Here is a 22,749-nt window from a genome sequence, read left to right as displayed (position 1 = left end):
TAGGTGAAGAGGGGTGTCATGGGGTTAGTCCAGACAAAAGATCAACCACTGTTTATAGGTGTAGATGGAGGCGGTAGTAAATGCCGAGCCACCATCTACTGCGCAGACGGTACCGTTTTAGGGACAGGTGTTGCAGGACGTGCAAATCCACTGCATGGTCTCACACAAACATTTGAATCCATTGAAGCATCGACTCGCCTGGCGTTGCTAGATGCGGGCATGAACGAGAGCGAAAGTCACTTGCTGGTGGCGGGTCTTGGTCTTGCTGGCGTAAATGTACCTAGGTTATATCAAGATGTTATCAACTGGCAGCATCCTTTTGCAGCCATGTATGTCACTACCGATTTGCATACCGCTTGTATTGGTGCCCACCGCGGTGCCGATGGCGCTGTGATCATCACGGGTACTGGCTCTTGCGGTTATGCCCATGTTGGTGATACCAGCTTGAGTATTGGTGGTTATGGTTTTGCCTTGGGCGATAAGGGCAGCGGTGCTTGGCTTGGATTAAAAGCCGCCGAACACGTGTTGTTAGCACTCGATGGCTTTGCCGTACCAACCCGATTAACTGATATGCTGTTGAATGAGTTTGGTGTCACCGATGCGCTAGGCATTGTCGAAAATCTAGCGGGTAAATCATCAAGTTGCTACGCCGCATTAGCCAGAAGCGTACTCGATTGTGCCAATGAAGGTGACGCAGTCGCGACTGCCATAGTGCAAGAAGGTGCTGATTATATTAGCGAAATGGCGCGTAAGTTATTTAGCTTAAATCCGGTGCGTTTTTCGATGATCGGTGGTCTTGCTGAGCCTTTACAAGCTTGGCTCGGTGCCGATGTGGTCGCTAAGATTTCAGAAACCTTAGCACCACCCGAACTCGGTGCTATGTATTTCGCCCAGCAAGAATTTAATAAGTCGTTGTCAGTGCACATAGGCACTGAAGCCAAATCCTGTATTTGAACGTGAAGGTAAAAGACATGACAAACACTATTATGGAACAAGAAGCACGCACTGCACCGCAAAAAATTGCGGGTCAATTAGAAGCTAACGCTGACATCATGCAGCAGTTAGGTGAGAAACTGCGCGCCTTCGCCCCTCGTTTTGTGATGATAGTAGGTCGCGGCTCATCGGATCATGCGGGAGTGTTCGCTAAATACTTATTTGAGATTGAAGCGGGTGTACCGACCTTCGCCGCCGCACCTTCAGTGGCGAGTGTGTATGGTAAAACCTTGAAACTCGAAGGCGCGTTAGTCATTGTGATTTCACAATCTGGCCGGAGCCCTGACATTTTGGCGCAGGCGCGTATGGCAAAAAATGCCGGTGCTTTCTGTGTTGCCTTAGTGAATGATGAAAGTGCACCGATTAAAGATATCGTCGATGTCGTTGTGCCTTTACGTGCCGGCGAAGAAAAAGCCGTTGCCGCGACTAAGAGTTACCTCGCGACGTTGTCGGCGATTTTACAACTTGCCGCCGCTTGGACTCAAAGCGAATCGCTTGCTAGCGCCGTCGCTTCTTTACCCCAAGCGCTGCAAACGGCGGTGGACGCTGAGCCACAACTCACGCCAGAATCCGTTGCCGACGTGAAGAACTTAGTCGTACTCGGCCGTGGTTTAGGTTATGCGGTATCCAAGGAAATCGCGCTTAAGCTAAAAGAAGTGTGTTCAATCCATGCCGAAGCGTTCAGTAGTGCCGAGTTCCTCCACGGTCCTGTGACTTTAGTTGAGAAAAAACTCACTATTGTTGATGTGTGCATTGGCGATGAATCTTACGCTAGCCATATCGAACAGATTGAAAACGTGAGCCAACGCGGCGCCGATTTAGTGCATCTGAATCAAACCTCGACGGACATTCACCCTCGTGTTGCTCCGTTAGCGTTATTACAACGATTCTATATCGATGTGGCTGCGGTTGCGATTGCCCGCGGTATCGATCCCGATCAACCTGCTGGCCTTAAAAAAGTGACCCAAACGCTTTAAGCGGCAAAGTTTAAGAGGTCTAGGTAGGCTGCACGATTAAACATCTGCAGCTAAGCCACGCGGTTAAACTAATTTAAGCCTTAAGCTAACCGCGTTATTTATTGAAAGAGGTTTGCGATGAAAATCACCTTGATCGCTGAGCGTATTTTTGATGGTGAATATTTCCATCAAGATGTGCCTGTGACTGTTGAAGACGGGCACATTCTGGCGTTTGATACGGTTGTTGGCGCGAAGGAAATCCGCCAAGCCGGAACGCTGGTGCCTGGTTTTATCGATGTACAAGTGAACGGCGGCGGTGGGGCGTTATTCAATGCCAATCCGAGTGTTGATTGTATTGAGACTATCGGCCGTGCCCATGCGCGTTTTGGCACGACAGGATTTTTACCCACACTTATCACCGATGATGTCAGCGTGATGGCCAATGCGGCCGATGCCGTGGCTGAGGCTTTAGTCAAAGGTAGCGCTGGCGTTTTAGGGGTGCATTTTGAAGGGCCACATTTATCTGTACCTAAAAAAGGTGTGCATCCACAGGGCTTTATTCGCGAAATCACAGAGGCTGAACTCGCCGTATTTTGTCGTCAAGATCTGGGGATTAAAGTGGTCACGCTTGCGCCTGAGAATGTGTCACCAGAGGTGATCCGCACGCTTGTCGCCTCGGGCGTTAAGGTGTGTTTGGGTCATTCTAATGCCGACTACGATACTGTGGTTGCGGCATTAGCGGCAGGCGCGACGGGCTTTACCCACCTTTATAATGCTATGTCTCCTCTGGGCTCCCGTGAGCCAGGCATGGTTGGCGCGGCGATTGAGAGTGAAACCGCTTGGTGTGGTTTGATTGTCGATGGTCACCATGTGCATCCCGCTGCGGCAAAGGTTGCACTAAGGGCAAAACCGAGAGGCAAAATGATGTTAGTCACCGATGCTATGCCGCCTGTCGGTATGGACGATGAGACTAGCTTTGAGCTTTTTGGTACTCGAGTGTTAAGAGTCGGCGATAGATTAAATGCCGTGACCGGTGAGCTGGCGGGTTGTGTGCTCGATATGGCGACTGCGGTCAATAATACGGTGAACTTGTTAGGTTTACCTTTGGCAGAAGCCTTGAGAATGGCGGCGTTATATCCCGCACAGTTCCTCGGGATTGACCATAAGGCTGGCCGTTTAGCACTGGGACATAGGGCTGACTTTGTCTTGCTCGATGCGCATAACAAAGTGCAGGCAAACTATATTGCGGGACGGGCCGTCTATTCAGGACAGACGATAGGGGCACACCCTTAAATCGCTTTCGCAGTTTAGGTGATGTGTAACAATTGGCCCTTGTCGTATTTTGATGACAGGGGCTAAGTTTTTTTATTGTACAGCACTCATTTTAAACAGTATTAGTTTTGCTCAACTTTTATAAAAGCTTTTAATAACAATAATAAAGGATGATGGCATGGGGACTACACAGACAAACGCAATTGTGCCAGTAAAGGTGAATAAACCTAGGTTGATGTCTCTGGATGCACTGCGCGGCTTCGATATGTTTTGGATTTTGGGCGGTGAGGCCCTGTTTGGTGGCTTGCTTATTTTAACGGGCTGGGCAGGTTGGCAATGGGGCGATGAACAAATGCACCATAGCCAATGGCATGGTTTTCACTTCTACGATTTGATTTTTCCGTTGTTTATTTTCCTCTCTGGTGTGGCCTTAGGTTTATCTCCCAAACGTTTAGATAAATTACCGATGAAGGATCGATTACCTGTGTATCGGCATGGGATTAAACGACTCTTTTTATTGCTGCTACTGGGCATTTTATATAATCACGGTTGGGGTACGGGCGCGTCTGCCGATCCTGAAAAAATTCGCTATGCCAGTGTGTTAGGCCGAATCGCCTTTGCATGGTTCTTTGCCGCATTACTGGTGTGGCATACGAGTCTACGAACCCAAGTTATTGTCGCCTTGGGCATTTTGCTCGGTTATGGCGCAATGCAACTTTGGTTGCCTTTCCCCGGTGGACAGGCGGGCGTGCTCTCGCCAACGGAATCCATCAATGCCTATGTCGATTCTATGTTATTACCCGGCATAAGCTATCAGGGGCGCACGCCTGATCCTGAAGGTTTACTGTCGACCATCCCCGCCATAGTCAATGCGTTAGCAGGTGTGTTTGTCGGCCACTTTATTGTTAAATCCCATCCTAAAGGTGAGTGGGTCAAAGTGGGATTACTCGCCGTAGCAGGTGGTGCTTGCTTAGCCTTAGGTTGGCTGTTGGATCTTATTATTCCGGTCAATAAAGATCTGTGGACCAGTTCATTTGTGCTGGTGACGTCGGGCTGGAGCATGCTCCTGCTGGCGGTATTCTATGCCTTAGTCGATGTGCTTAAGTGGCAAAAAGCCGCCTTTTTCTTTGTGGTGATAGGCACCAACGCCATCATTATCTATTTAGCGTCGAGTTTAGTGGATTGGAAATATATCGCCCAAAGCGTGTTTGGAGGCTTAGTCGCTGGCTTGCCTGAAAGTGCTCAAGCATTAGCTGCGGTTATCAGCTTACTTGTGGTGCAGTGGCTGGTGTTATATTGGATGTATCGCCGCAATATTTTTGTCAGAATTTAGTCAGTTTGCTTAATCGCTTGAGATAAGCCGCACGCACTCAGTGTCTGCGGCTTTTTTTACATTATTTTCTGGATGTGAGTCATCACTTACTTATAACTTAGCTGTCGGCCAATTAATGATTACGAGGGAATATTCGCGAGAATTTATTAAATGACAGCGTTGTCTTTTTGTGTTATTTGTTTTAACATCACTGAAACAATGGTGCGTTTGGATGATAACATTAGCCATTGCGGACGAGTCGCGATACGGATATTCGGGAACTTAGGCATTAATTTAAACCCCGTTATCACCTAAATAATTAATTACTATAAGAAGCAGGTTTATGGAAATGACACTCGATAAAAGCCAGCAGAAAAGCAGCTTTCTCCCCATGGCCATAGTGGCCGCTCTCTTTTTCATCCTCGGATTCGCCACTTGGTTGAATGGTTCTTTGATGCCTTATTTGAAACAAATATTGCAACTCAATCCCTTTCAAGCGTCGTTGATCCTGTTTTCTTTCTACATTGCAGTGACCTTTACTGCCTTGCCATCCGCTTGGCTTATTCGCAAAGTCGGCTATAAGAATGGTATGGCGATAGGCATGGGCGTGATGATGTTGGCGGGCTTACTGTTTATCCCTGCTGCGGAAACACAAATATTTGCCCTATTCCTTTTCGCCCAATTAGTGATGGGCGCAGGCCAAACCCTATTACAAACTGCGGTTAACCCTTATGTGGTGCGTTTGGGGCCTGAAGAATCTGCGGCCGCCCGTGTCAGTGTGATGGGTATTTTGAATAAAGGTGCGGGTGTGATTGCGCCTTTGGTGTTTTCGGCGTTGATTTTAGACAGCTTTAAAGACCGTATTGGTACTGAGCTAACTCAAGTACAAATTGAAGAAATGGCTGACGGTTTAGTATTCCCCTATTTAGGCATGGCCATTTTTATCGGTATCTTAGCGCTCGCGGTAAAAAAATCACCTTTGCCAGAGTTGTTGAATGAAGATGAAGCTGCTGAAAATACTGATAAAGGGCAACTTAAAGCGGCATTATCTCACCCTAACTTAGCCTTTGGCGTGTTAGCGCTGTTTGTTTATGTTGCTGTAGAGGTTATTGCTGGCGATACCATTGGTACATTTGCTTTGTCTTTAGGCATAGAGTCATACGGTGTTATGACTTCCTATACTATGGTGTGTATGGTGTTGGGTTATTCTTTAGGTATCCTGTTAATTCCTCGTTTTATTTCACAACCTAAGGCTTTGATGGTGTCGGCCATTCTGGGTTTGTTACTGACATGCGGTGTTTTGTTTGGTGATAATAATTCCTACGCTATTGCTAATGTTTTGTTAGTGCCTTTTGGTGGTGTGGCGCTGCCCGATACTTTGTTGATGATTGCTTTTCTTGGGTTAGCTAATGCGATTGTTTGGCCTGCGGTGTGGCCGCTAGCTTTGTCTGGTATGGGGAAATTGACCAGTACAGGTTCTGCGCTTCTCATCATGGGGATTGCAGGTGGCGCCTTTGGTCCAGTGTCTTGGGGCTTAATGAGTTCGGCGACAGATATGGGCATGCAGGGCGGTTATATTGTGATGTTGCCATGCTACTTGTTCATTCTGTTCTACGCGGTGAAAGGCCATAAGATGCGCAGTTGGTAGTCAAGTCTGTTTGAACAGCTAAAAAGAAGCCCTCGATGATGAGGGCTTTTTTGTGTTTTAGTTGGACCAAGCTAAGGCGAAATTAGAACGCGTAGCTTACGCTCGCAAGCACGGTATCTGAGTTTTTAAATGCACCGTCAGAGACTTTTTGGTCACCGCTGAGATCTGTGCCTAACCAAGCGAGAGAAAGCCCAAAGCCTGCCAATTCGGTCGATACGCCAACAGAGTAATCTGAGTAGCTATCAAAACCTTCACCATCATCTAAGGCATCACCCACGTTATAGCCGTAGTGCAGATCGATACTCCAGTTTTCAACAAATTCGTAGGAGTAGTTTAGTTCTCCATAGTGATAATCTAAGTCAGTACCACCGTAATCATTGGTAAACCAATAGGCTAGGCGAAAGCCCTTAAATTCCATACCCGTAATCACTTCGAAATAACCTATATCACTCTCGCCTGAGTAGTTATAACGGTTAAGGGTGATGTCGTAGGTCAGATCTTCGTTGATCTCACCACCATAGGCGACATAGAAATCGTATTCGATTGCTGGGCCGTTATAACCTGGCTCATCAAAATCCACGTTACTTGCCCAAGCGCCGACAGAGAAACCCGAATCGAAGCTCCAATCGATACCACCTTGCAGGGCAGGATCGCCAGCGGTTTGTGATACGCCGCGAAAACGATAGTCGTTAGTAAGACTAATTTCCCCAGTCACTTCGGCGGTGGCAATGCCGGAGAATAGGGTCGTGGTTAGCGCGAGTCCGACAAGCTGTACCAGCCGTTTTTTTTTCAGATTATTATGCACGGTATTTCTCCCATTTTCTTTGTTGACTCGGACGTGTTACTGGCGACCATGGTTATTCAATCGCGCCAGTGCATCCGTTGGTTTGCCAAACAACAGCCTAGGAAAACCCGTTGCTGTGACCTCATGGCGAGTTATTGCTAAGATAACTTAGCTTTTTTGAGGCTAACATCAGCCTCGTCGATCTCACTTTTGTTCGAAAATGACGTAAACCTTGCGGCAGGGCTCCACGACTTCCCAAGTGCCTTGAAAACCCGCGGGTATGATAAACCTGTCACCCACAGTGAACGTCTGCGATTGACCTTGAAGATCGGTGACAACACTCATCCCTTCGAGGATTTCGCAGTACTCGTATTCAGTGTAGTTTATTTTCCAAGCGCCTGATTCACTTTGCCAAATTCCACTGTGAAATTGATCACAAGGGCTAGAATAATGATTCTCTAATCCTTGAGTTGGGTTGCCTGCTAACAACTTTTCCGCCGGTAACTGATAGGTTTCGACGGGTGTTTGCGCCGTAGCAAAGCGAATAATGGCGTTGATACTTACAGTCATTTGCGATTTCCTTGTTGAGCTGACATTCGGCTATTTCATCGTTGGCATCACAAACTCAGCTTGAGTCTGTTTACCTACGGGCCAGCGGGCAGTAATTGCCTTACGCTTGGTATAAAAACGCACGCCATCGGGGCCATGCATATGCAGCGGCCCAAACAGTGATCGCTTCCAACCGCCAAAACTGTGGAACGCCATCGGCACCGGGATCGGCACGTTCACTCCAACCATACCGACTTGTACGTGGTGGCAGAAATGCCGCGCCGCTTCACCACTTTGGGTGAAAATAGCCGTGCCATTACCAAATTCGTGTCGGTTAATCAGCTCAAGCGCCGTTGGGTAATCTTTCACGCGCACAATCGCCAGCACTGGGCCAAAGATTTCTTCGCGGTAGATGCTCATTTCAGGCGTGACGTGGTCGAACAAACAGGCGCCGAGGAAATAACCCTGTGGATTTTCTTCAACACTCAGTTTACGGCCATCGACCAGCAGCGCTGCGCCTTCTTGAACACCGGCTTCAACATATTGGGTGACCTTAGCAAGGTGCTGCTTTGAGATCAGCGGGCCCATTTCCATCTCTGGCACCAGGCCGTTGCCGATTTTTAAGGTTTGAATTTGCGGTAGCAGTTTTTCCACTAACGCGTCGCCCACATCGCCTACCGCCAGCACGACTGAAATTGCCATACAACGCTCACCAGCACTGCCATAAGCGGCGCCCATTAAGGCGCTCACGGCTTGATCTAAATCCGCATCTGGCATGAGTAACATATGGTTTTTCGCGCCGCCTAAGGCTTGCACGCGTTTGCCATGTTTAGAGGCTGTGCTGTAGATGTATTCGGCAATCGGCGTTGAGCCCACAAAGCTCACCGCTTGCACATCTTTATGGGTGAGTAAGGTATCGACGGCTTCTTTGTCGCCGTTAATCACGTTAAACACGCCATCGGGAAGACCCGCTTCTTTAAGCAGCTCGGCAATACGTATCACCGAACTTGGGTCTTTTTCCGAGGGTTTCATAATAAAGGTGTTACCGCAGGCAATCGCGATTGGGAACATCCACATGGGAACCATCACGGGGAAGTTAAAGGGCGCTATGCCTGCGACAACACCTAAAGCTTGATTAACTGACCAAGAATCGACACCGCCACCGACTTGCTGGGTGTGTTCACCTTTAAGCAAGTGCGGAATACCACAGGCAAATTCGACCACTTCGAGACCACGGATCAACTCGCCCTTAGCATCGTCTATCACTTTGCCGTGCTCGCGGGTGATAAGCTGCGCCATTTCATCTAGGTTCTGCTCAACTAAGGCTTTGAATTTAAAAAGCACTCGAGCACGGTTGAGCGGCGTGACTTGCGACCAGGTTTCAAAGGCATTTTTTGCGATTGCGATGGCTTCGCCGACTTCGGTTTCGCTTGCCAGTGAGACTTGGCCACGTAGCTCACCCGTAGCGGGTTCAAAAATATCTTGGGTTCTTATACTGGCAGGGGTGTGCTGACCATTAACAAAATGAGTGATCTTGAGCATAGTTAACCTTTGAAGTTCCCCGCCGCAGCGGGGTGTTAAATGTGAGAGTGGAACGAACCGCTGGTGCTATTATCCAACAGCGTTAATGGCATCGATTAGGCTATTAACCATTTGGTCAATCTCGCGTTTATCGACAATCAGTGGCGGTGACATGGCAATGATGTCGCCCGTGGCTCGCACTAAAGTGCCGTGGCGGAAGCAGTGTTCAAACACGCCGTAACCCCGTTTACCCGCGCCTTGAGCGTTAGGGGAGAATTGAATCCCCGCCACTAAGCCTGTGTTGCGGATATCAATCACATTCGGCAACCCTTTGAGGCTGTGCACGGCGTCTTCAAAGTAGCGCTCAAGCTCAAAACTACGTTCGAATAATTGCTCATTCTCATAAATTGATAGGGTGGCAAGTGCCGCTGCCGCGGCCACGGGATGACCTGAATAGGTGTAGCCGTGGAAGAACTCAATCAGTTCATTGGGGCCTTGCATGCAAGTGTCGTGGATAAAATCTTGCACGAATACTGCGCCCATTGGAATCGCGCCGTTATTGATGGCTTTAGCAGTGGTGATAATGTCTGGAATAACGCCCCAACGCTGACTCGCAAAGGCGGCGCCAACGCGGCCAAAAGCTGTGATGACTTCGTCAAAAATCAATAGGATGCCATGCTTTTTAGTGATTTCTCGCAGGCGTTTTAAGTAACCTTGTGGCGGCAATATTACCCCTGCAGAACCCGACATAGGTTCAACGATTACGGCGGCAATATTCTCGGCGCCATGCAGGGTCACTAGTTGTTCTAATACTTCGGCTTTTTCAGCGCCAAAGTGTGAGAGTCCGCGGGTAAATGCCGCATTTTGGATATCTAAGGTATGAGGTAAGTGATCGACGCCTTGCAGTAATTGGCCGCTAAATGCCTTGCGGTTATTGCTTAATCCACCCACAGAGATGCCGCCAAAGCCGACACCGTGGTAACCCATTTCGCGCCCGATAAAGCGGGTGCGTGAGGCTTGACCATTGGCTCTGTGATAGCAAAGTGCCATCTTAAGCGCAGTATCGACGGACTCAGAACCTGAGTTAGTAAAGAAGACTTTGTTCAATCCCTCAGGACTGAGCTCGACTAACCGCTCGGCAAGTTCAAAGGCAATAGGATGACCCATTTGGAAGGAGGGCGCGTAGTCCATCTCTTTAATTTGTTTGCTGACCGCTTCGCTGATTTCCTTGCGACCATGGCCTGCGTTACAACACCATAAACCGGCGGTGGCATCTAATACCTTATTACCATCAATATCCGTGTAATACATGCCTTCCGCTTTGGTGAGTAACCGCGGGTTGGTTTTGAATTGGCGGTTGGCGGTAAAAGGCATCCAGAAATGTTCAAGTGAGGGTGCGCTTGAGGAATTGAGCGGCAAATCGGCCATAGTGTCTACCTTGTCCTGTATTTTCAGGTCTTGTTTTAGGGTGGCTAATATTTGCTATGCTATGTTAGAAATAATGAACATGGAAGAGCCGTGTGCAGTTATTTGTGGCAAAAAAGCTATTTTTGTAAAAAATATTGAATTTTATTGCTTAAACAGCGTAACCTGAAACTCGGATTATGACTGTGATGATGTTTAGCATTTGCGTTAAAGTCGTCACAGACCACTATTTTCTTGTCGATGAACGATAAACCACACCTATACGAATGATTAAGAGGTCATCATGAGCACACCGAAGAAACGCAGCGAATGGGAAAGTCTGGCTGCCAGCCTGTCTATTAATGGTAAGGCGTTTATCAATGGCGAATACCAAGATGCCGTTTCGGGTAGCACCTTTGATTGTATTAGTCCTATTGATGGTCGCTTGTTGGTAAAAGTGGCGAGTTGCGATCTTGCAGATGCTAATCTTGCGGTTGCTAATGGCCGCAGCGTATTTGAGTCTGGTGTTTGGTCGCAGCAATCTCCGGTAAAGCGCAAACAAGTGATGATACGTTTCGCCGAGTTACTGGAAGAAAATGCCAATGAACTCGCGCTGTTAGAAACCCTCGACATGGGTAAACCAATTCGTTTCTCCAAAGCGGTGGATGTGGCGGGGGCTGCCCGTGCGATTCGCTGGTCTGGCGAAGCGATTGATAAAATTTACGATGAACTTGCGCCAACGGCTCACAATGAAATTGGCATGATCACCCGTGAGCCTGTGGGGGTTGTGGCCGCGATTGTTCCGTGGAACTTTCCAATGCTGATGGCGTGTTGGAAGCTCGGGCCCGCGCTGGCCACGGGTAATAGTGTGGTGTTAAAACCCTCTGAAAAGTCACCCTTAACGGCTATCCGTATGGCGCAATTGGCTATTGAAGCTGGGATCCCACAAGGCGTACTCAACGTGTTGCCAGGATTTGGTCATACCGTGGGTAAAGCCTTAGCGTTGCATATGGATGTGGATACGCTGGTTTTCACAGGTTCCACCAAAATTGCCAAGCAATTAATGATTTACGCTGGTGAGTCGAACATGAAACGCGTGTGGCTAGAGGCGGGAGGCAAGAGCCCTAATATCGTCTTTAATGACGCGCCAGATCTCAAAGCCGCTGCTGTTGCTGCTGCCGAAGCCATTGCTTTTAACCAAGGTGAAGTTTGCACCGCAGGTTCGCGTTTGCTGGTGGAGTCCGGGGTGAAAGATGAGCTTATCGCGCTTATCGCAGAGGAGCTAGCTTCATGGCATCCAGGGCATCCACTCGACCCCGCCACTGTGAGCGGCGCCGTTGTTGATAAACAACAGTTAGACACAGTGCTCAGTTACATTAAAGCGGGTAAAGATGAAGGTGCAACCTTAGTCCACGGTGGCTGCCAAGTTATGGCCGACACTGGCGGTGTGTATGTGCAGCCAACGGTATTTTCTAACGTAAACAATCAGATGAAAATTGCCAGTGAAGAAATCTTTGGCCCAGTGTTATCTGTTATTGAATTTAATGGCATGGAAGAAGCGATATCAATCGCCAACGATACCATCTACGGTTTAGCCGCTGGCGTGTGGACATCGGATATCAGCAAGGCCCATAAAACCGCTAAAGCCCTGCGTTCTGGTATGGTATGGATCAACCATTACGATGGCGGCGACATGACAGCGCCATTCGGTGGCTATAAACAGTCTGGTAATGGCCGAGATAAATCTTTGCACTCCTTCGACAAATACACAGAACTGAAAGCGACCTGGATCGTGTTATAACCGCTCAGTTTTGTCTATATAAGAGAAGGAGCCGCTTTCGCTCAATACTAAAACCTCTTTTCATATTACATGGAAAGAGGTTTTTTATTTTTTGGAGCTCAAGCCGTACCCATTCTTTTTTTAAGCCATATTTTACTTGTAAAATCTGTATCTGCTGCTGTGGATAAGATGTTACAGTTTTGATTCGTAATATTGTTTATCACTCATACCCGATAGAATATTGACTTTAAACACTCCCATTAATATCTCAATTTACTTCCATTCTTATCTGCTTCATAAATATTGTAAGTTATCACTTATAAATTTGTGGCTTTCAAACATTACCATTAATGCATTTAGTTATAGTGTGAAAAGTGTTGTAAGTTATTTGTGATATTATAGGGTGCTTAGAGCATTGAATAAGAAGGCAAGTATGCACAATGTAGAAGAGTTTGGGGCAATCGTCAGTAAAGCTCTCGATAGTTACAAATCCGATTTTATGGAACTTGTTAGGGAATATGCGATTTCTTGTAAAAATCAAGGTGAGGCATATTGCGATTTTTTTGTCGATATAGCCTCTATGATGAATGGCGCATGGCTTTTAACCGCAGTATGTGAGTTTGAGGATGTTTCTGAATTTAAAGCTTTTAATTGGTATCAATTATTGAATGTTGATATAGACAATATGCCAGAAGATGATTTGTTCTCCCTACAAAATAAGCTATATGAAATCGGTTATATTTGGTTGGTGGAGCAATTAATTTCCTCTAAAAAAGAAATAAAATGTATCGAAATTAGGTTGTTTCATAATGGCAGCAATGAATACCAATCTTTGGCATAATTAGCTTCTAACAGAGCTAAACGACATCAGTCACTGGGCTCATTGGATAGAATTTTTTGTGTGTGGTTATGTCATACCGTTGGTAGTATTTACCTCTAGGGCAAGTATGAAGAACTTTATTAGCAAAGATCTAGATATTGAAGAGTTCAAAAAAAGATTCGATAACACCAGAGAAAGTTTTATAAATTCTCTAAAAACAGCAAGTAAAGGTTATCGAAATGTAAGGTTCTTCGCTTGTGATGAAAGTGGAGTCCCTATTAAATGGGTATGGGATGATGAAACGTTCACACATAACTGGGAAGAGGGCACTCTTGAAGACGCTATTCAGTTTGCCCGTCACATGATAAATAGTGGAATGTATTTTGCGTTTATGGGTTGTTTGTCTGGTTCCAGTGATCTTGATATTTGGCTGACCACCTTTGAAAACCCCATAAAGAAACCTACATGGCCAAGTGGTAAAGAACCCAAATTTGAGATTATCCATGAAGTGTTAACTCGTTAGGGCTTTGTTTACCGATCTAAATTAGGAAACAAAGCCTCGTTATGACTGCATATTTTATCTCAATGTAAGAGCATTCACCTGTAAATACGTGATTTTAGCGTGCAACTGCTGTAGCCTCGTGGAAATTTATTGTTTCTTATTTTGATCTTTTAGGATGCAGGTCTTGAGCTTTGCCATCTAAGGTTGTTCGTTATTTCCCTGTGATTTTTGCTGAGCCAATCGCTCGTCAGCAAAGCGTTCACTCATTAGAGAGGGTGTCATGTGAATGCACTTCAAAACCCAATTAGGCAGTTCAATGTCGTCAAACTATTTGCACTGGCATTGCTAAGCTTTTTGGCCGGCTGTTCTTCAATGCAGACGGGTGAGAATGGAAACTGGGTGGGATTCACGGAAGCTGGTCAGGCTTCATTTTATGGGGATAAACATCAGAATAAGCAGACGGCCAGCGGTGAACTTTACAAACATAAATTAAAGACAGCAGCGCATAAAAAGTTACCCTTTGGCTCGAGTGTTAAGGTCACCAATGTCGATAATGGCAAAAGTGTGATTGTGAAAATCAATGATAGAGGGCCTTTCGTGCGTGGCCGCATTATTGATTTGTCTAAATCGGCGTTCAGTAGTATAGGCAATACTTCTTCTGGCTTGATTGACGTGAAAATAGAAGTCATTAAATAGCGGCTATTTTGAAAACAGTTGTCTCGAAACGGACTTTTGCGAAAGGGCTATCTCGAACACGGCCATATCGACAGGATCGTTTTGAAAGCGGCATCATTAAAAATGAGCAGTTTGAAAGCACTCTCTTCAAAACACGGCTTCGCCGCAATCTAATGATTGAATGCACTAATAATTGAGCGCATAAAACCGAGTAGGCGCTTTTAAATAAAATCCCAAAGCAGACAATTTGTTAAGCTGATATTTGGGCTTTATGGCATTTGGTGAGAGACTATCGGCAGATTTGGATAACAGTAAAAGGACCCGCTATGGAATACCCACTTGTTAGTACGCAGTGGCTCGAAGCACACCTCACCGATCCCCATTTAGTCTTACTCGATGCCAGTATGGAAACCGTTATTGGTAAAGAACCCCTAGTTTACGATGAGCCTATTTGCATTCCGCGCTCACGTCGATTCGACTTGGAAAATGTGTTTTGCGATAAGACTTCAACCCAAATTCATGCCTTGCCGACGTTTGAGCAGTTCATCCAAGGGATAGCTCAACTTGGGATTGAGGTCGACAGTGTTATTGTTATCTATGATAACCAAGGCATTTATTCATCTCCACGGGCGTGGTGGACCTTTAAAGTCATGGGCTTTAATCGAGTCTATGTGCTTGATGGTGGCTTGCCTCAATGGATTGAAGAAGACCGCATTACCTCATCGCGTTATCAAGCCGAAGGCGTCGATTATGGCCCGACGGATATCGATACTTTGGCGGATGTGTTGCAATACCACCCTGAGCTTGTGATGGATGCCGAGGCAGTGTTATCACGAATTGAAGATGCCGGAACGGCGATTGTCGATGCGCGTGGTGCGCCACGCTTTTTAGGGCAAGTGAGTGAGCCGCGTCCCGGTGTGCGCTCTGGGCATATTCCTTGCTCGGTTAATTTACCCTTCGCTCAAGTGCTCGATGGTAATAAAATCAAAACGGTTAGTGAGCTACAGTCTATTTATCAAGGGCTAGCAGCGGATAAATCCGCAAGGATATTCAGCTGTGGTTCTGGGATTACGGCGTGTATTTTGATCTTAGCTTCGGTCGCCGCTGGGCATAAAAATCCCATCCTCTATGACGGTTCATGGGCGGATTGGGGCAGCCGTAACGATCTGCCGATAGAGTGTTAATTGAGTATCACCATTGAAATTAGTGCTGTAGATTAATTAAGTTAGCGTGGTTTTTGTTGAACATCATGTGACTTCTACGTCGTTTGGCGAAATGCCAAGGAGAAACCTTTGATAGCGAGATTGATCGATAAGTTGGTATTTGGATTGATTTTAGTGATTGCCTTACAGTTACCACAACTGGCTGATCATTATCAGCAATTTTTATCAGGCCTTTATGAATCGACTCGATGGCAGGTAGAAGGTTACGAGGCAACGGCTAAGGAATATCATTACGCCGATGTTGATGCCATGATTGCCCGCCACCAGCAAAATGAGGAGCCAAGTGTGCGTGCCGACGCTGAGCAAAAGCTACAGACACTGGCGCTTTATAAAGCGTTAACACAGGGCGTGGCGATTTTTAATACGGGCAATTTGTTTGAGAAAACTGCCTATATGTTTAACCCTGTTCGCTTTGATTATCTTGAGAAAACTATCAGTAACTTTAAGCCAGGGATACCTTTAACTTCTAGCGGTATTGGCTTTGGCGTCTTGGTGGCTTTAGTCGTGCATTATCTTGGGTCTATCCCTTTTATCCTGTGGGCAAGGCGTAACAAGCGACTTAAAACAAGTCCTTAAATCTGTGATACAGCATGCCTGCAGCGAGCATAGGTGAGCGGAACGTCGGGCCGCCGGGGAAGGTGATGTGTTTGATTTTAGCAAACACATCGAAATGTCCCGCCTGTTGGCAAATAGCCTCGGCAAGCAGTTTTGCCGCCATGTGAGTGGCATTCACGCCGTGTCCCGCATAGGCTTGGGCGTAAAAAATATTATTTGCATCGGGAAGGCGACCAATTTGTGGCATACGGTTAGCACCGATACCTATCATGCCGCCCCATTCATAATCGATACGTACCCCTTTTAATTGCGGGAAAACCTTCTCAAGATTCGGTCTCAGTGCCGCTTCAATGTCTTTCGGATCTTTACCCGAATAGGTACAAAGGCCGCCAAATAGCAAACGACGATCTGCCGATAAGTGAAAGTAATCTAGGGCAATTCGCATATCCGCAAAGGCCATGTTTTGCGGGATAATACTCGCGCATTGGGCCTCAGTTAAGGGCTCTGTCGCCAATAAATAACTGCCTGCAGGTAATACTTTCCCCCCTACAAAGCTATTAAGTTTGTGGCCGATATAAGCATTGCCCGCCAGCACTACGTATTGGCATGTGACTTCGCCCTTAGCGGTAATGACCTTAGGTTTGGCGCCTTGAATGATTTTTTCAGCAGCACTGTACTCAAACAACCTAGCGCCGAGATTGCGGGCGACGCGAGCTTCACCGAGGGCAAGATTAAGTGGGTGTAGATGACCGCTACCCATATCAACTAGCGCACCTTGATAAAAATCTGAGCCTATGACTTCACCTAATTGTGGCTTAGTTAACAGCTTGATTTCTTGCTGATAACCCATGGCCTTGAGTGCGTTAAATTCTTCTTCAAGCTCATCCATGTGACGAGGTTTTACCGCTAAGTCGCAATAACCCATTTGCAGATCACAGTCGATACTGTGTTCTTGTATGCGATTTCGCACAATTTCGACGGCTTCAAAGCCCATCTGTTGAATTGCTTGAACACCTTCAGTGCCGATTTCACTTTGAAATTGCGAAGGGTCATGGCCTATGCCGCGAATGAGTTCGCCGCCATTACGCCCCGATGCGCCCCAGCCAATTCGCCTCGCTTCTAACAGCACAACACTCATACCGCGCAGTGCGAGTTCTATGGCGGTATTGATACCGCTAAAGCCGCCGCCCACGATACAGACATCGGCATTGATATTGCCTTCGAGTTGTGGGTGCGCATAAATTTCTTTAGCAGTATCAACATAATAAGAGTGTGGATACTGTTCGCTGTGCACTGGAGGTTTGCTTGCCATTATGGCTCCCAAAAATTGTTTTTATTGTAAATTGGACTTGTCTCAGTATACTCATCACACTTTTAACATGACGCAAAAAAGTGTTCGTTTTATTTAACACGCTTTTTATGTAGAATACAATGAAAGCAGTAAAACACGCGCTTTTTGGGCGAAAATGCGTTCTGGATGGTGTTTATCCTGAACAACCTGTTCGTCATCTATCGGGATTGACCCGAGCCTTTAGGGGGATGTGAAATTTGGATATTGGAGCCAGCCTCAAAACTGTTCGAAAAATGAAAGGCTTATCTCAACGAGAATTAGCCAAACGTGCTGGTGTGACTAACAGTACGATTTCAATGATCGAGAAAAACAGTGTTAGCCCGTCAGTCAGCTCTTTAAAAAAAGTGCTGTCGGGTATCCCGATGTCTTTAGTGGACTTTTTCTCCATTGAAGCCTCAACGGATAGTGAGCAAAAGGTCGTCTATCGATCCAATGAATTACTGAATATCGGTACTGGACCACTTGAATTTAAACTGATCGGTCGTGATTACCCGAACCGCGCAATGTCAGTGATGAATGAGATTTATCCACCCGGTTCAGATACGGGTGAAGAGATGCTAAAGCACGAAGGTGAAGAGGCCGCTATGGTGATAGAAGGTAAATTCGAACTCACTGTTGGGGATGAAGTGTATATTTTGGAAGCGGGTGACAGTTATTATTTTAACAGTGAATTGCCCCATAGATTCCGCAATCCCTTCGATGAACCTTGTCGCCTAGTGAGTGCGACTACGCCTGCAAACTTCTAATTAAGTCATTAACTTACCCTATTATTCAACATATTAGGCCACTTATTCGCTAAAAGTGAGTGGCCTAATACTGTTATTCAACATTACTGCGTATTTATACCAATCACATTAAATATCTAATCAGTTCAGAGCCTCACAGGCATTTCAATCCAAGGCGCATTGACGCAGAAATGGTCATTCCCTTTTAAGTCAATGCAACACGGGAGTGGGATGCCTGTGAGGCTCCCGAAGGGCGGGTTTCAACGCACTTTATACTGCGTTTAAGGCTTTCGACAGAGCACCACCTATGCCTTCAAGCCTTCGCCTTGTCTAAAGCGCGTTGAACTCCCGCTGAATGAACAGATATTTAATACGATTGGTATTAGCTGCTTTCTAATCCTGTCATATTGGTTATATATCCTCTTCTTTGTGTAAATAATATTGGTTCAAATTTGCTTCGAATACGGTTTAATTTACCCTGTAAAAAGTGAGCTTTATGCTGGTGTAACCGCTGGTTTATATACATGAATTAGCGAGAAATAAGGTAAATATACATTTAACTACATGTTATTTATGCTTATTAAGAATAAGTGGATTAAATAACCTTTAACAAGTGTTTAACCTCTTGCCTAGTGCTAAATTTCGGTGTACTGTGTGAAAAAATGAACATTTAAAGGCAAAGTGTTCGTTATGCTAGTAAAATCAATTCTAAAGGTGAGATATGTCAGCCGATTTACCCCTCATAGGTGTTATTGCATGCAATCAACAATTGGGATCACACCCCTTTAATATTGTTGGTGAAAAATACCTTTTAGGTGTAGTTAATGGCGCGAAAGGCTGGCCGTTAGTGATCCCATCTTTAGGTAGTGATTTACCGATAGACGCTATTTTAGAGCGTCTTGACGGTATTTTGTTTACTGGCTCTCCTTCTAATGTAGAACCCCATCTTTATGCAGGCCAGCCGAGTGAGCTTGGTACACACCATGATCCTAAACGTGACGCGACAACTTTGCCGCTGATCCACGCTGCTATTGCTGCTGGGGTACCTGTATTAGGTATTTGTCGCGGTTTTCAAGAAATGAATGTGGCTTTTGGTGGCAGTTTGCATCAGAAGCTCCATGAGGTGGGTGGCTTTATTGAACATCGAGAAGATAAAACCACATCCTTAGATGTGCAGTATGGGGCCTCTCACAGTATTACTGTTGAGCCCGGGGGGCTTATTTACGAGGCCTGGGGCCGTAACTCTGCAGAGATTAACTCTGTACATACTCAAGGCGTGGAGCGTCTGGGTGTTGGGTTGCGGCCAGAAGCTTATGCTCCAGATGGGTTAGTGGAGGCTTTCTCCGTAATTGGTACTAAAGAATTTGCCCTCGGTGTGCAATGGCATCCAGAGTGGAAGGTGAGCGAGAATCCGTTTTACCTCTCCATTTTCAATGCCTTCGGTGATGCATGCCGACGTAGGGCTACAACTCGAGTGAAATAATAATGAATAAGCTAATCGCTTTTTTAAAAGAACGAAAAATCACAGAAGTCGAATGTGTTATCAGTGACATGACTGGCATCGCCCGCGGCAAGATTGCTCCAGTCGATAAGTTTCTCGATGAAAAAGGCATGCGTTTGCCCGAAAGTGTGTTGTTGCAAACTGTGACCGGTGATTTTGTCGACGAAGAGATTTACTACAGTTTGCTCGATGCAGCCGACATCGATTTTGTTTGTGTACCCGATGAAAATGCCGTCTTTATGTTGCCTTGGACCATCGAAGCCACGGCACAGGTTATCCACGATTGCTACGACAGAATGGGTAATCCGATTGAGCTGTCACCACGTAACGTATTGAAAAAAGTCTTGTCTCTCTATGACGAACAGGGCTGGGAACCTGTTATCGCTCCCGAAATGGAGTTCTATTTGACTCGTCGTAGTGACGACCACGATTTACCCTTAAAGCCTCCAATTGGTCGTTCAGGTCGTCCCGAAGCGGGTCGCCAGTCATTCTCTATTGATGCTGCCAACGAATACGATCCTATGTTTGAAGACATGTACGATTGGTGTGAGCTTCAAGGTTTAGATATCGATACTTTAATCCATGAAGATGGTCCCGCACAGATGGAGATTAACTTCAGCCATGGCAACGCATTATCTTTAGCTGATCAAGTGTTTATCTTTAAACGCACTTTACGTGAAGCCGCGCTGAAGCACGATGTTTGCGCCACTTTTATGGCAAAACCCGTGACGGATGAACCTGGCAGTGCGATGCATATTCATCAAAGCGTGATCAATAAAGAGACGGGCAAGAATATTTTCACCAATGAAGATGGTACTAAGAGCAAGCTATTCTTGGGATATATTGCAGGCCTACAAAAATTCATTCCTGAGTTGCTGCCACTGATGGCGCCAAATGCGAACTCGTTTCGTCGTTTCCTCCCCGGCACTTCGGCACCTGTAAACTTAGAATGGGGCGATGAAAACCGTACCTGTGGTTTACGCATTCCAGAATCTTCACCACAAAACCGTCGCATTGAAAACCGCATTCCCGGCGCCGATGCTAACTGTTATTTGGCGATTGCCGCGAGCTTGTTGTGTGGCTATATCGGCATGATTGAGTCGCTAAAACCTTCGACTCCTGTGCAAGGTAAAGCCAATGAAAGTCGTAGCAATAATACCCATTGTTTACCACTGACATTAGAGGAAGCATTAGCGGCGATGGAAGAAAGTGATGCCTGTAAGCAATATTTAGGCGAATCCTTCACCACTGGATTTGTGGCGGTAAAACAGGCTGAACTTGAAAACTTCCGCCGTGTTGTCAGCTCATGGGAACGTGAATTCCTATTACTCACTGTGTAATATTTTGGATTGATTGCACTGACCGTGTTGCCGCGTTAACCCAAGGAATAAGGGGTTAACGTTGGCCATAACGATACTGATGCGTGCACTGTTTTAGTGAGGTTGCACTTAACTGGTGCAACTCGCTTGTTAAATAATATGATGGTTTTTAATGGCTTGTCCGTTAAAGTGAATATTCAATTCCATCGCTTGTCTGCTAGGGAAGTAAAATAGGTTTAACAATTTTAAGTTGTTCGCTTACTAGCGTTACTAACTAATTGTTAGTCATATTTAAAATGTGTTTATCTAAGTGTTTTTTTGCGATTGCTTAGGGACTTGAGGCATTTGCCTTAATGTTGCAAAATGTACAAGCAGTGTCATATCTAGTCTATTTTTTTGAGTGTTAATGCAATACCGATGCCTCGAAAATTTGGCACGAAACCTGATACTTAACAAATTGCAGCAAGATATAAAGTAGGCATGGTTATCATGCCGTAGAGACTGCCGATGCGGTTTTTAAGGTGTAGCATTGGTCGAAAATAACAACAATATCCGGGCAGCCCGGTGACACAATGTCAGAATTTGCTTAAGCAGTTCTGCTACCCGAGAAAGGAGAAAGCATGAAGCTATTTAATAAGATGACCACATTAGCGCTGGTGACTGCGAGCGTATTTGCGAGCGCAGTGGCCCAAGCGGAAGAAGTGGTTCGCGTGTATAACTGGTCAGATTATATCGCGGAAGATACCTTAGAAAACTTCAAGAAAGAAACGAGCATTAGGGTAATTTACGATGTATTTGATAGTAATGAAGTGCTTGAGGCTAAATTACTGTCTGGTCGTAGTGGCTACGATATCGTTGTACCTTCTAACCACTTTCTCGCTAAGCAAATCAAAGCGGGTGCTTTCAAACCTTTAGACCGCGCTAAGTTACCTAATTTTAAAAATTTAAATCCAGCCCTGATGAAGTTGCTTGAAAAAGCCGATCCGGGTAACCAATATGCCGTGCCTTACTTATGGGGAACTAATGGCATTGGTTACAACATAGATAAAGTGAAAGCCGCCGTGGGGGAAGATGCGCCATTTAACTCAATGGAACTGATCTTCAATCCTAAATACGCTGAAAAAATTTCTAAGTGTGGCTTTGCTATGTTGGACTCTGCCGACGACATGGTGCCACAGGCGATGATTTATTTAGGCTTAGATCCTAACAGCACTAAGGCTGAAGATTATGAAAAAGCGGGTGAGTTACTGGAAAAAATTCGTCCTTATGTGACGTATTTCCATTCTTCACGTTATATTTCTGACTTAGCGAACGGTGACATCTGTGTCGCTTACGGTTTCTCCGGTGACGTATTCCAGGCGAAAGCCCGTGCTGAAGAAGCAAAAAATGGCAATAAGATCGGCTACTCCATTCCAAAAGAAGGTGCCAATCTGTGGTTCGATATGTTAGCTATCCCTGCTGATTCAACGAACGTCGATAATGCACTCACGCTGATTAACTATTTTCTGCGTCCAGAAGTCATAGCGCCTATCTCTAACTATGTGGCCTATGCTAACCCGAACGATCCCGCTCAACCTCTGGTTGATGAGGCTATCCGTACCGATCCTGCGATCTATCCGCCACAAGAAGTGTTAGACAAACTTTATATTGGTGAAATTCGTCCTTTGAAAATTCAGCGCGTATTAACCCGTGTTTGGACCAAAGTGAAGTCAGGACAATAGTCGATAGGGGGCAAGCCTAGCTTGCCCCCAGCTTGGCAAACTTCTATGTCCAATCCTATGCATAGTTAATCCACGTATAGGATTTGACACAGTTTGTTTAACCACTTTTCATTCATTAATCGTGTTGAACCTAGAGTT

At 45.9% G+C, this 22,749-nt stretch carries 20 protein-coding genes; 15 read left to right on the top strand and 5 right to left on the bottom strand.

What is annotated here, in order from left to right; all coding sequences use genetic code 11:
* Positions 1-18: 18 nt before the first annotated feature.
* The 5 genes from nagK to nagP all read left to right on the top strand — a co-directional run bounded on the left by nagK (position 19) and on the right by nagP (position 6,181).
* Positions 19-954, top strand: a complete 936-nt coding sequence (nagK, locus tag HGO26_RS04220) for an N-acetylglucosamine kinase (protein WP_168823515.1) — start codon at positions 19-21, stop codon at positions 952-954.
* A gap of 17 nt (positions 955-971) precedes the next feature.
* The gene (gene nagB-II, locus HGO26_RS04215) at positions 972-1,970 is read left to right on the top strand and encodes a glucosamine-6-phosphate deaminase NagB-II (RefSeq protein ID WP_028760900.1); all 999 of its coding nucleotides are present in this window, start codon (positions 972-974) and stop codon (positions 1,968-1,970) included.
* Positions 1,971-2,087: 117 nt separating this feature from the next.
* A complete protein-coding gene (gene nagA / locus HGO26_RS04210; RefSeq protein ID WP_168823513.1) occupies positions 2,088-3,242 on the top strand; it encodes an N-acetylglucosamine-6-phosphate deacetylase in 1,155 nt (384 codons plus the stop codon).
* Positions 3,243-3,399: 157 nt separating this feature from the next.
* Positions 3,400-4,554: a transmembrane glucosamine N-acetyltransferase NagX gene (gene nagX, locus HGO26_RS04205; protein WP_168823511.1), complete on the top strand. Its 1,155-nt coding sequence runs from the start codon at positions 3,400-3,402 to the stop codon at positions 4,552-4,554.
* 328 nt (positions 4,555-4,882) lie between these two features.
* On the top strand, positions 4,883-6,181 hold the full coding sequence (nagP, locus tag HGO26_RS04200; RefSeq protein ID WP_168823588.1) for an N-acetylglucosamine MFS transporter NagP: 1,299 nt from the start codon (positions 4,883-4,885) through the stop codon (positions 6,179-6,181).
* Positions 6,182-6,263: 82 nt separating this feature from the next.
* Here nagP and HGO26_RS04195 read toward each other — a convergent pair whose 3' ends face one another.
* The 4 genes from HGO26_RS04195 to aptA form a co-directional block, all read right to left on the bottom strand.
* Positions 6,264-6,986 (bottom strand): TorF family putative porin, encoded by a 723-nt coding sequence (locus HGO26_RS04195; RefSeq protein WP_168823509.1) that lies wholly within the window; start codon positions 6,984-6,986, stop codon positions 6,264-6,266.
* Between the two features lie 183 nt (positions 6,987-7,169).
* Positions 7,170-7,535: a cupin domain-containing protein gene (locus HGO26_RS04190; protein ID WP_168823507.1), complete on the bottom strand. Its 366-nt coding sequence runs from the start codon at positions 7,533-7,535 to the stop codon at positions 7,170-7,172.
* A 30-nt stretch (positions 7,536-7,565) separates the two neighbouring features.
* Complete coding sequence (locus HGO26_RS04185) at positions 7,566-9,056, bottom strand: CoA-acylating methylmalonate-semialdehyde dehydrogenase (protein WP_168823505.1); 1,491 nt, start codon at positions 9,054-9,056, stop codon at positions 7,566-7,568.
* A gap of 69 nt (positions 9,057-9,125) precedes the next feature.
* Complete coding sequence (gene aptA, locus HGO26_RS04180) at positions 9,126-10,463, bottom strand: omega-aminotransferase AptA (RefSeq protein WP_168823503.1); 1,338 nt, start codon at positions 10,461-10,463, stop codon at positions 9,126-9,128.
* A gap of 280 nt (positions 10,464-10,743) precedes the next feature.
* Here aptA and HGO26_RS04175 point away from each other — a divergent pair, with 280 nt between their 5' ends.
* From HGO26_RS04175 to HGO26_RS04150, 6 genes are all read left to right on the top strand, one after another.
* Positions 10,744-12,240 (top strand): aldehyde dehydrogenase, encoded by a 1,497-nt coding sequence (locus HGO26_RS04175; protein ID WP_168823501.1) that lies wholly within the window; start codon positions 10,744-10,746, stop codon positions 12,238-12,240.
* Positions 12,241-12,652: 412 nt separating this feature from the next.
* Positions 12,653-13,060 (top strand): hypothetical protein, encoded by a 408-nt coding sequence (locus HGO26_RS04170; RefSeq protein ID WP_168823499.1) that lies wholly within the window; start codon positions 12,653-12,655, stop codon positions 13,058-13,060.
* A 106-nt stretch (positions 13,061-13,166) separates the two neighbouring features.
* Entirely contained in the window at positions 13,167-13,562 is a 396-nt protein-coding gene (locus HGO26_RS04165; protein WP_105249914.1) for a hypothetical protein, read from the top strand.
* A 261-nt stretch (positions 13,563-13,823) separates the two neighbouring features.
* On the top strand, positions 13,824-14,237 hold the full coding sequence (locus HGO26_RS04160) for a septal ring lytic transglycosylase RlpA family protein (protein WP_105249913.1): 414 nt from the start codon (positions 13,824-13,826) through the stop codon (positions 14,235-14,237).
* Positions 14,238-14,542: 305 nt separating this feature from the next.
* Positions 14,543-15,400: a sulfurtransferase gene (locus tag HGO26_RS04155; protein ID WP_168823497.1), complete on the top strand. Its 858-nt coding sequence runs from the start codon at positions 14,543-14,545 to the stop codon at positions 15,398-15,400.
* A gap of 108 nt (positions 15,401-15,508) precedes the next feature.
* Positions 15,509-16,015, top strand: coding sequence for a DUF2937 family protein (locus HGO26_RS04150; RefSeq protein ID WP_168823495.1), 507 nt, complete (start codon positions 15,509-15,511; stop codon positions 16,013-16,015).
* Here the strand turns inward: HGO26_RS04150 and HGO26_RS04145 are convergent.
* Positions 15,999-17,306 (bottom strand): NAD(P)/FAD-dependent oxidoreductase, encoded by a 1,308-nt coding sequence (locus HGO26_RS04145; RefSeq protein WP_168823493.1) that lies wholly within the window; start codon positions 17,304-17,306, stop codon positions 15,999-16,001. The genes HGO26_RS04150 and HGO26_RS04145 overlap by 17 nt on opposite strands.
* 236 nt (positions 17,307-17,542) lie before the next feature.
* Between HGO26_RS04145 and HGO26_RS04140 the strand changes: the two genes are divergently transcribed.
* From HGO26_RS04140 to HGO26_RS04125, 4 genes are all read left to right on the top strand, one after another.
* A complete protein-coding gene (locus tag HGO26_RS04140; protein WP_028760885.1) occupies positions 17,543-18,091 on the top strand; it encodes a cupin domain-containing protein in 549 nt (182 codons plus the stop codon).
* 700 nt (positions 18,092-18,791) lie between these two features.
* Complete coding sequence (locus tag HGO26_RS04135) at positions 18,792-19,553, top strand: gamma-glutamyl-gamma-aminobutyrate hydrolase family protein (protein WP_168823491.1); 762 nt, start codon at positions 18,792-18,794, stop codon at positions 19,551-19,553.
* Positions 19,554-19,555: 2 nt separating this feature from the next.
* Entirely contained in the window at positions 19,556-20,911 is a 1,356-nt protein-coding gene (locus tag HGO26_RS04130; protein WP_168823489.1) for a glutamine synthetase family protein, read from the top strand.
* 599 nt (positions 20,912-21,510) lie between these two features.
* A complete protein-coding gene (locus HGO26_RS04125; protein WP_028760882.1) occupies positions 21,511-22,611 on the top strand; it encodes a polyamine ABC transporter substrate-binding protein in 1,101 nt (366 codons plus the stop codon).
* Positions 22,612-22,749: the final 138 nt, after the last annotated feature.

Origin of the sequence: Shewanella oncorhynchi (assembly GCF_012584455.1) — a bacterium.
GTDB classification, from domain to species: Bacteria; Pseudomonadota; Gammaproteobacteria; order Enterobacterales; family Shewanellaceae; genus Shewanella; species Shewanella oncorhynchi.
The sequence above is the reverse complement of the archived record's forward strand: the minus strand, read 5'-3'. Positions and strand labels throughout refer to the sequence as shown.

Coding starts and splice junctions, on each gene's coding strand:
- aptA (WP_168823503.1), bottom strand. CDS start 10,463: ATGGCCGATTTGCCGCTCAATTCCTCAAGCGCACCCTCACTTGAACAT.
- nagK (WP_168823515.1), top strand. CDS start 19: ATGGGGTTAGTCCAGACAAAAGATCAACCACTGTTTATAGGTGTAGAT.
- HGO26_RS04155 (WP_168823497.1), top strand. CDS start 14,543: ATGGAATACCCACTTGTTAGTACGCAGTGGCTCGAAGCACACCTCACC.
- nagP (WP_168823588.1), top strand. CDS start 4,883: ATGACACTCGATAAAAGCCAGCAGAAAAGCAGCTTTCTCCCCATGGCC.
- nagB-II (WP_028760900.1), top strand. CDS start 972: ATGACAAACACTATTATGGAACAAGAAGCACGCACTGCACCGCAAAAA.
- HGO26_RS04130 (WP_168823489.1), top strand. CDS start 19,556: ATGAATAAGCTAATCGCTTTTTTAAAAGAACGAAAAATCACAGAAGTC.
- HGO26_RS04145 (WP_168823493.1), bottom strand. CDS start 17,306: ATGGCAAGCAAACCTCCAGTGCACAGCGAACAGTATCCACACTCTTAT.
- HGO26_RS04125 (WP_028760882.1), top strand. CDS start 21,511: ATGAAGCTATTTAATAAGATGACCACATTAGCGCTGGTGACTGCGAGC.
- HGO26_RS04175 (WP_168823501.1), top strand. CDS start 10,744: ATGAGCACACCGAAGAAACGCAGCGAATGGGAAAGTCTGGCTGCCAGC.
- HGO26_RS04190 (WP_168823507.1), bottom strand. CDS start 7,535: ATGACTGTAAGTATCAACGCCATTATTCGCTTTGCTACGGCGCAAACA.
- HGO26_RS04170 (WP_168823499.1), top strand. CDS start 12,653: ATGCACAATGTAGAAGAGTTTGGGGCAATCGTCAGTAAAGCTCTCGAT.
- HGO26_RS04165 (WP_105249914.1), top strand. CDS start 13,167: ATGAAGAACTTTATTAGCAAAGATCTAGATATTGAAGAGTTCAAAAAA.
- HGO26_RS04185 (WP_168823505.1), bottom strand. CDS start 9,056: ATGCTCAAGATCACTCATTTTGTTAATGGTCAGCACACCCCTGCCAGT.
- nagA (WP_168823513.1), top strand. CDS start 2,088: ATGAAAATCACCTTGATCGCTGAGCGTATTTTTGATGGTGAATATTTC.
- nagX (WP_168823511.1), top strand. CDS start 3,400: ATGGGGACTACACAGACAAACGCAATTGTGCCAGTAAAGGTGAATAAA.
- HGO26_RS04135 (WP_168823491.1), top strand. CDS start 18,792: ATGTCAGCCGATTTACCCCTCATAGGTGTTATTGCATGCAATCAACAA.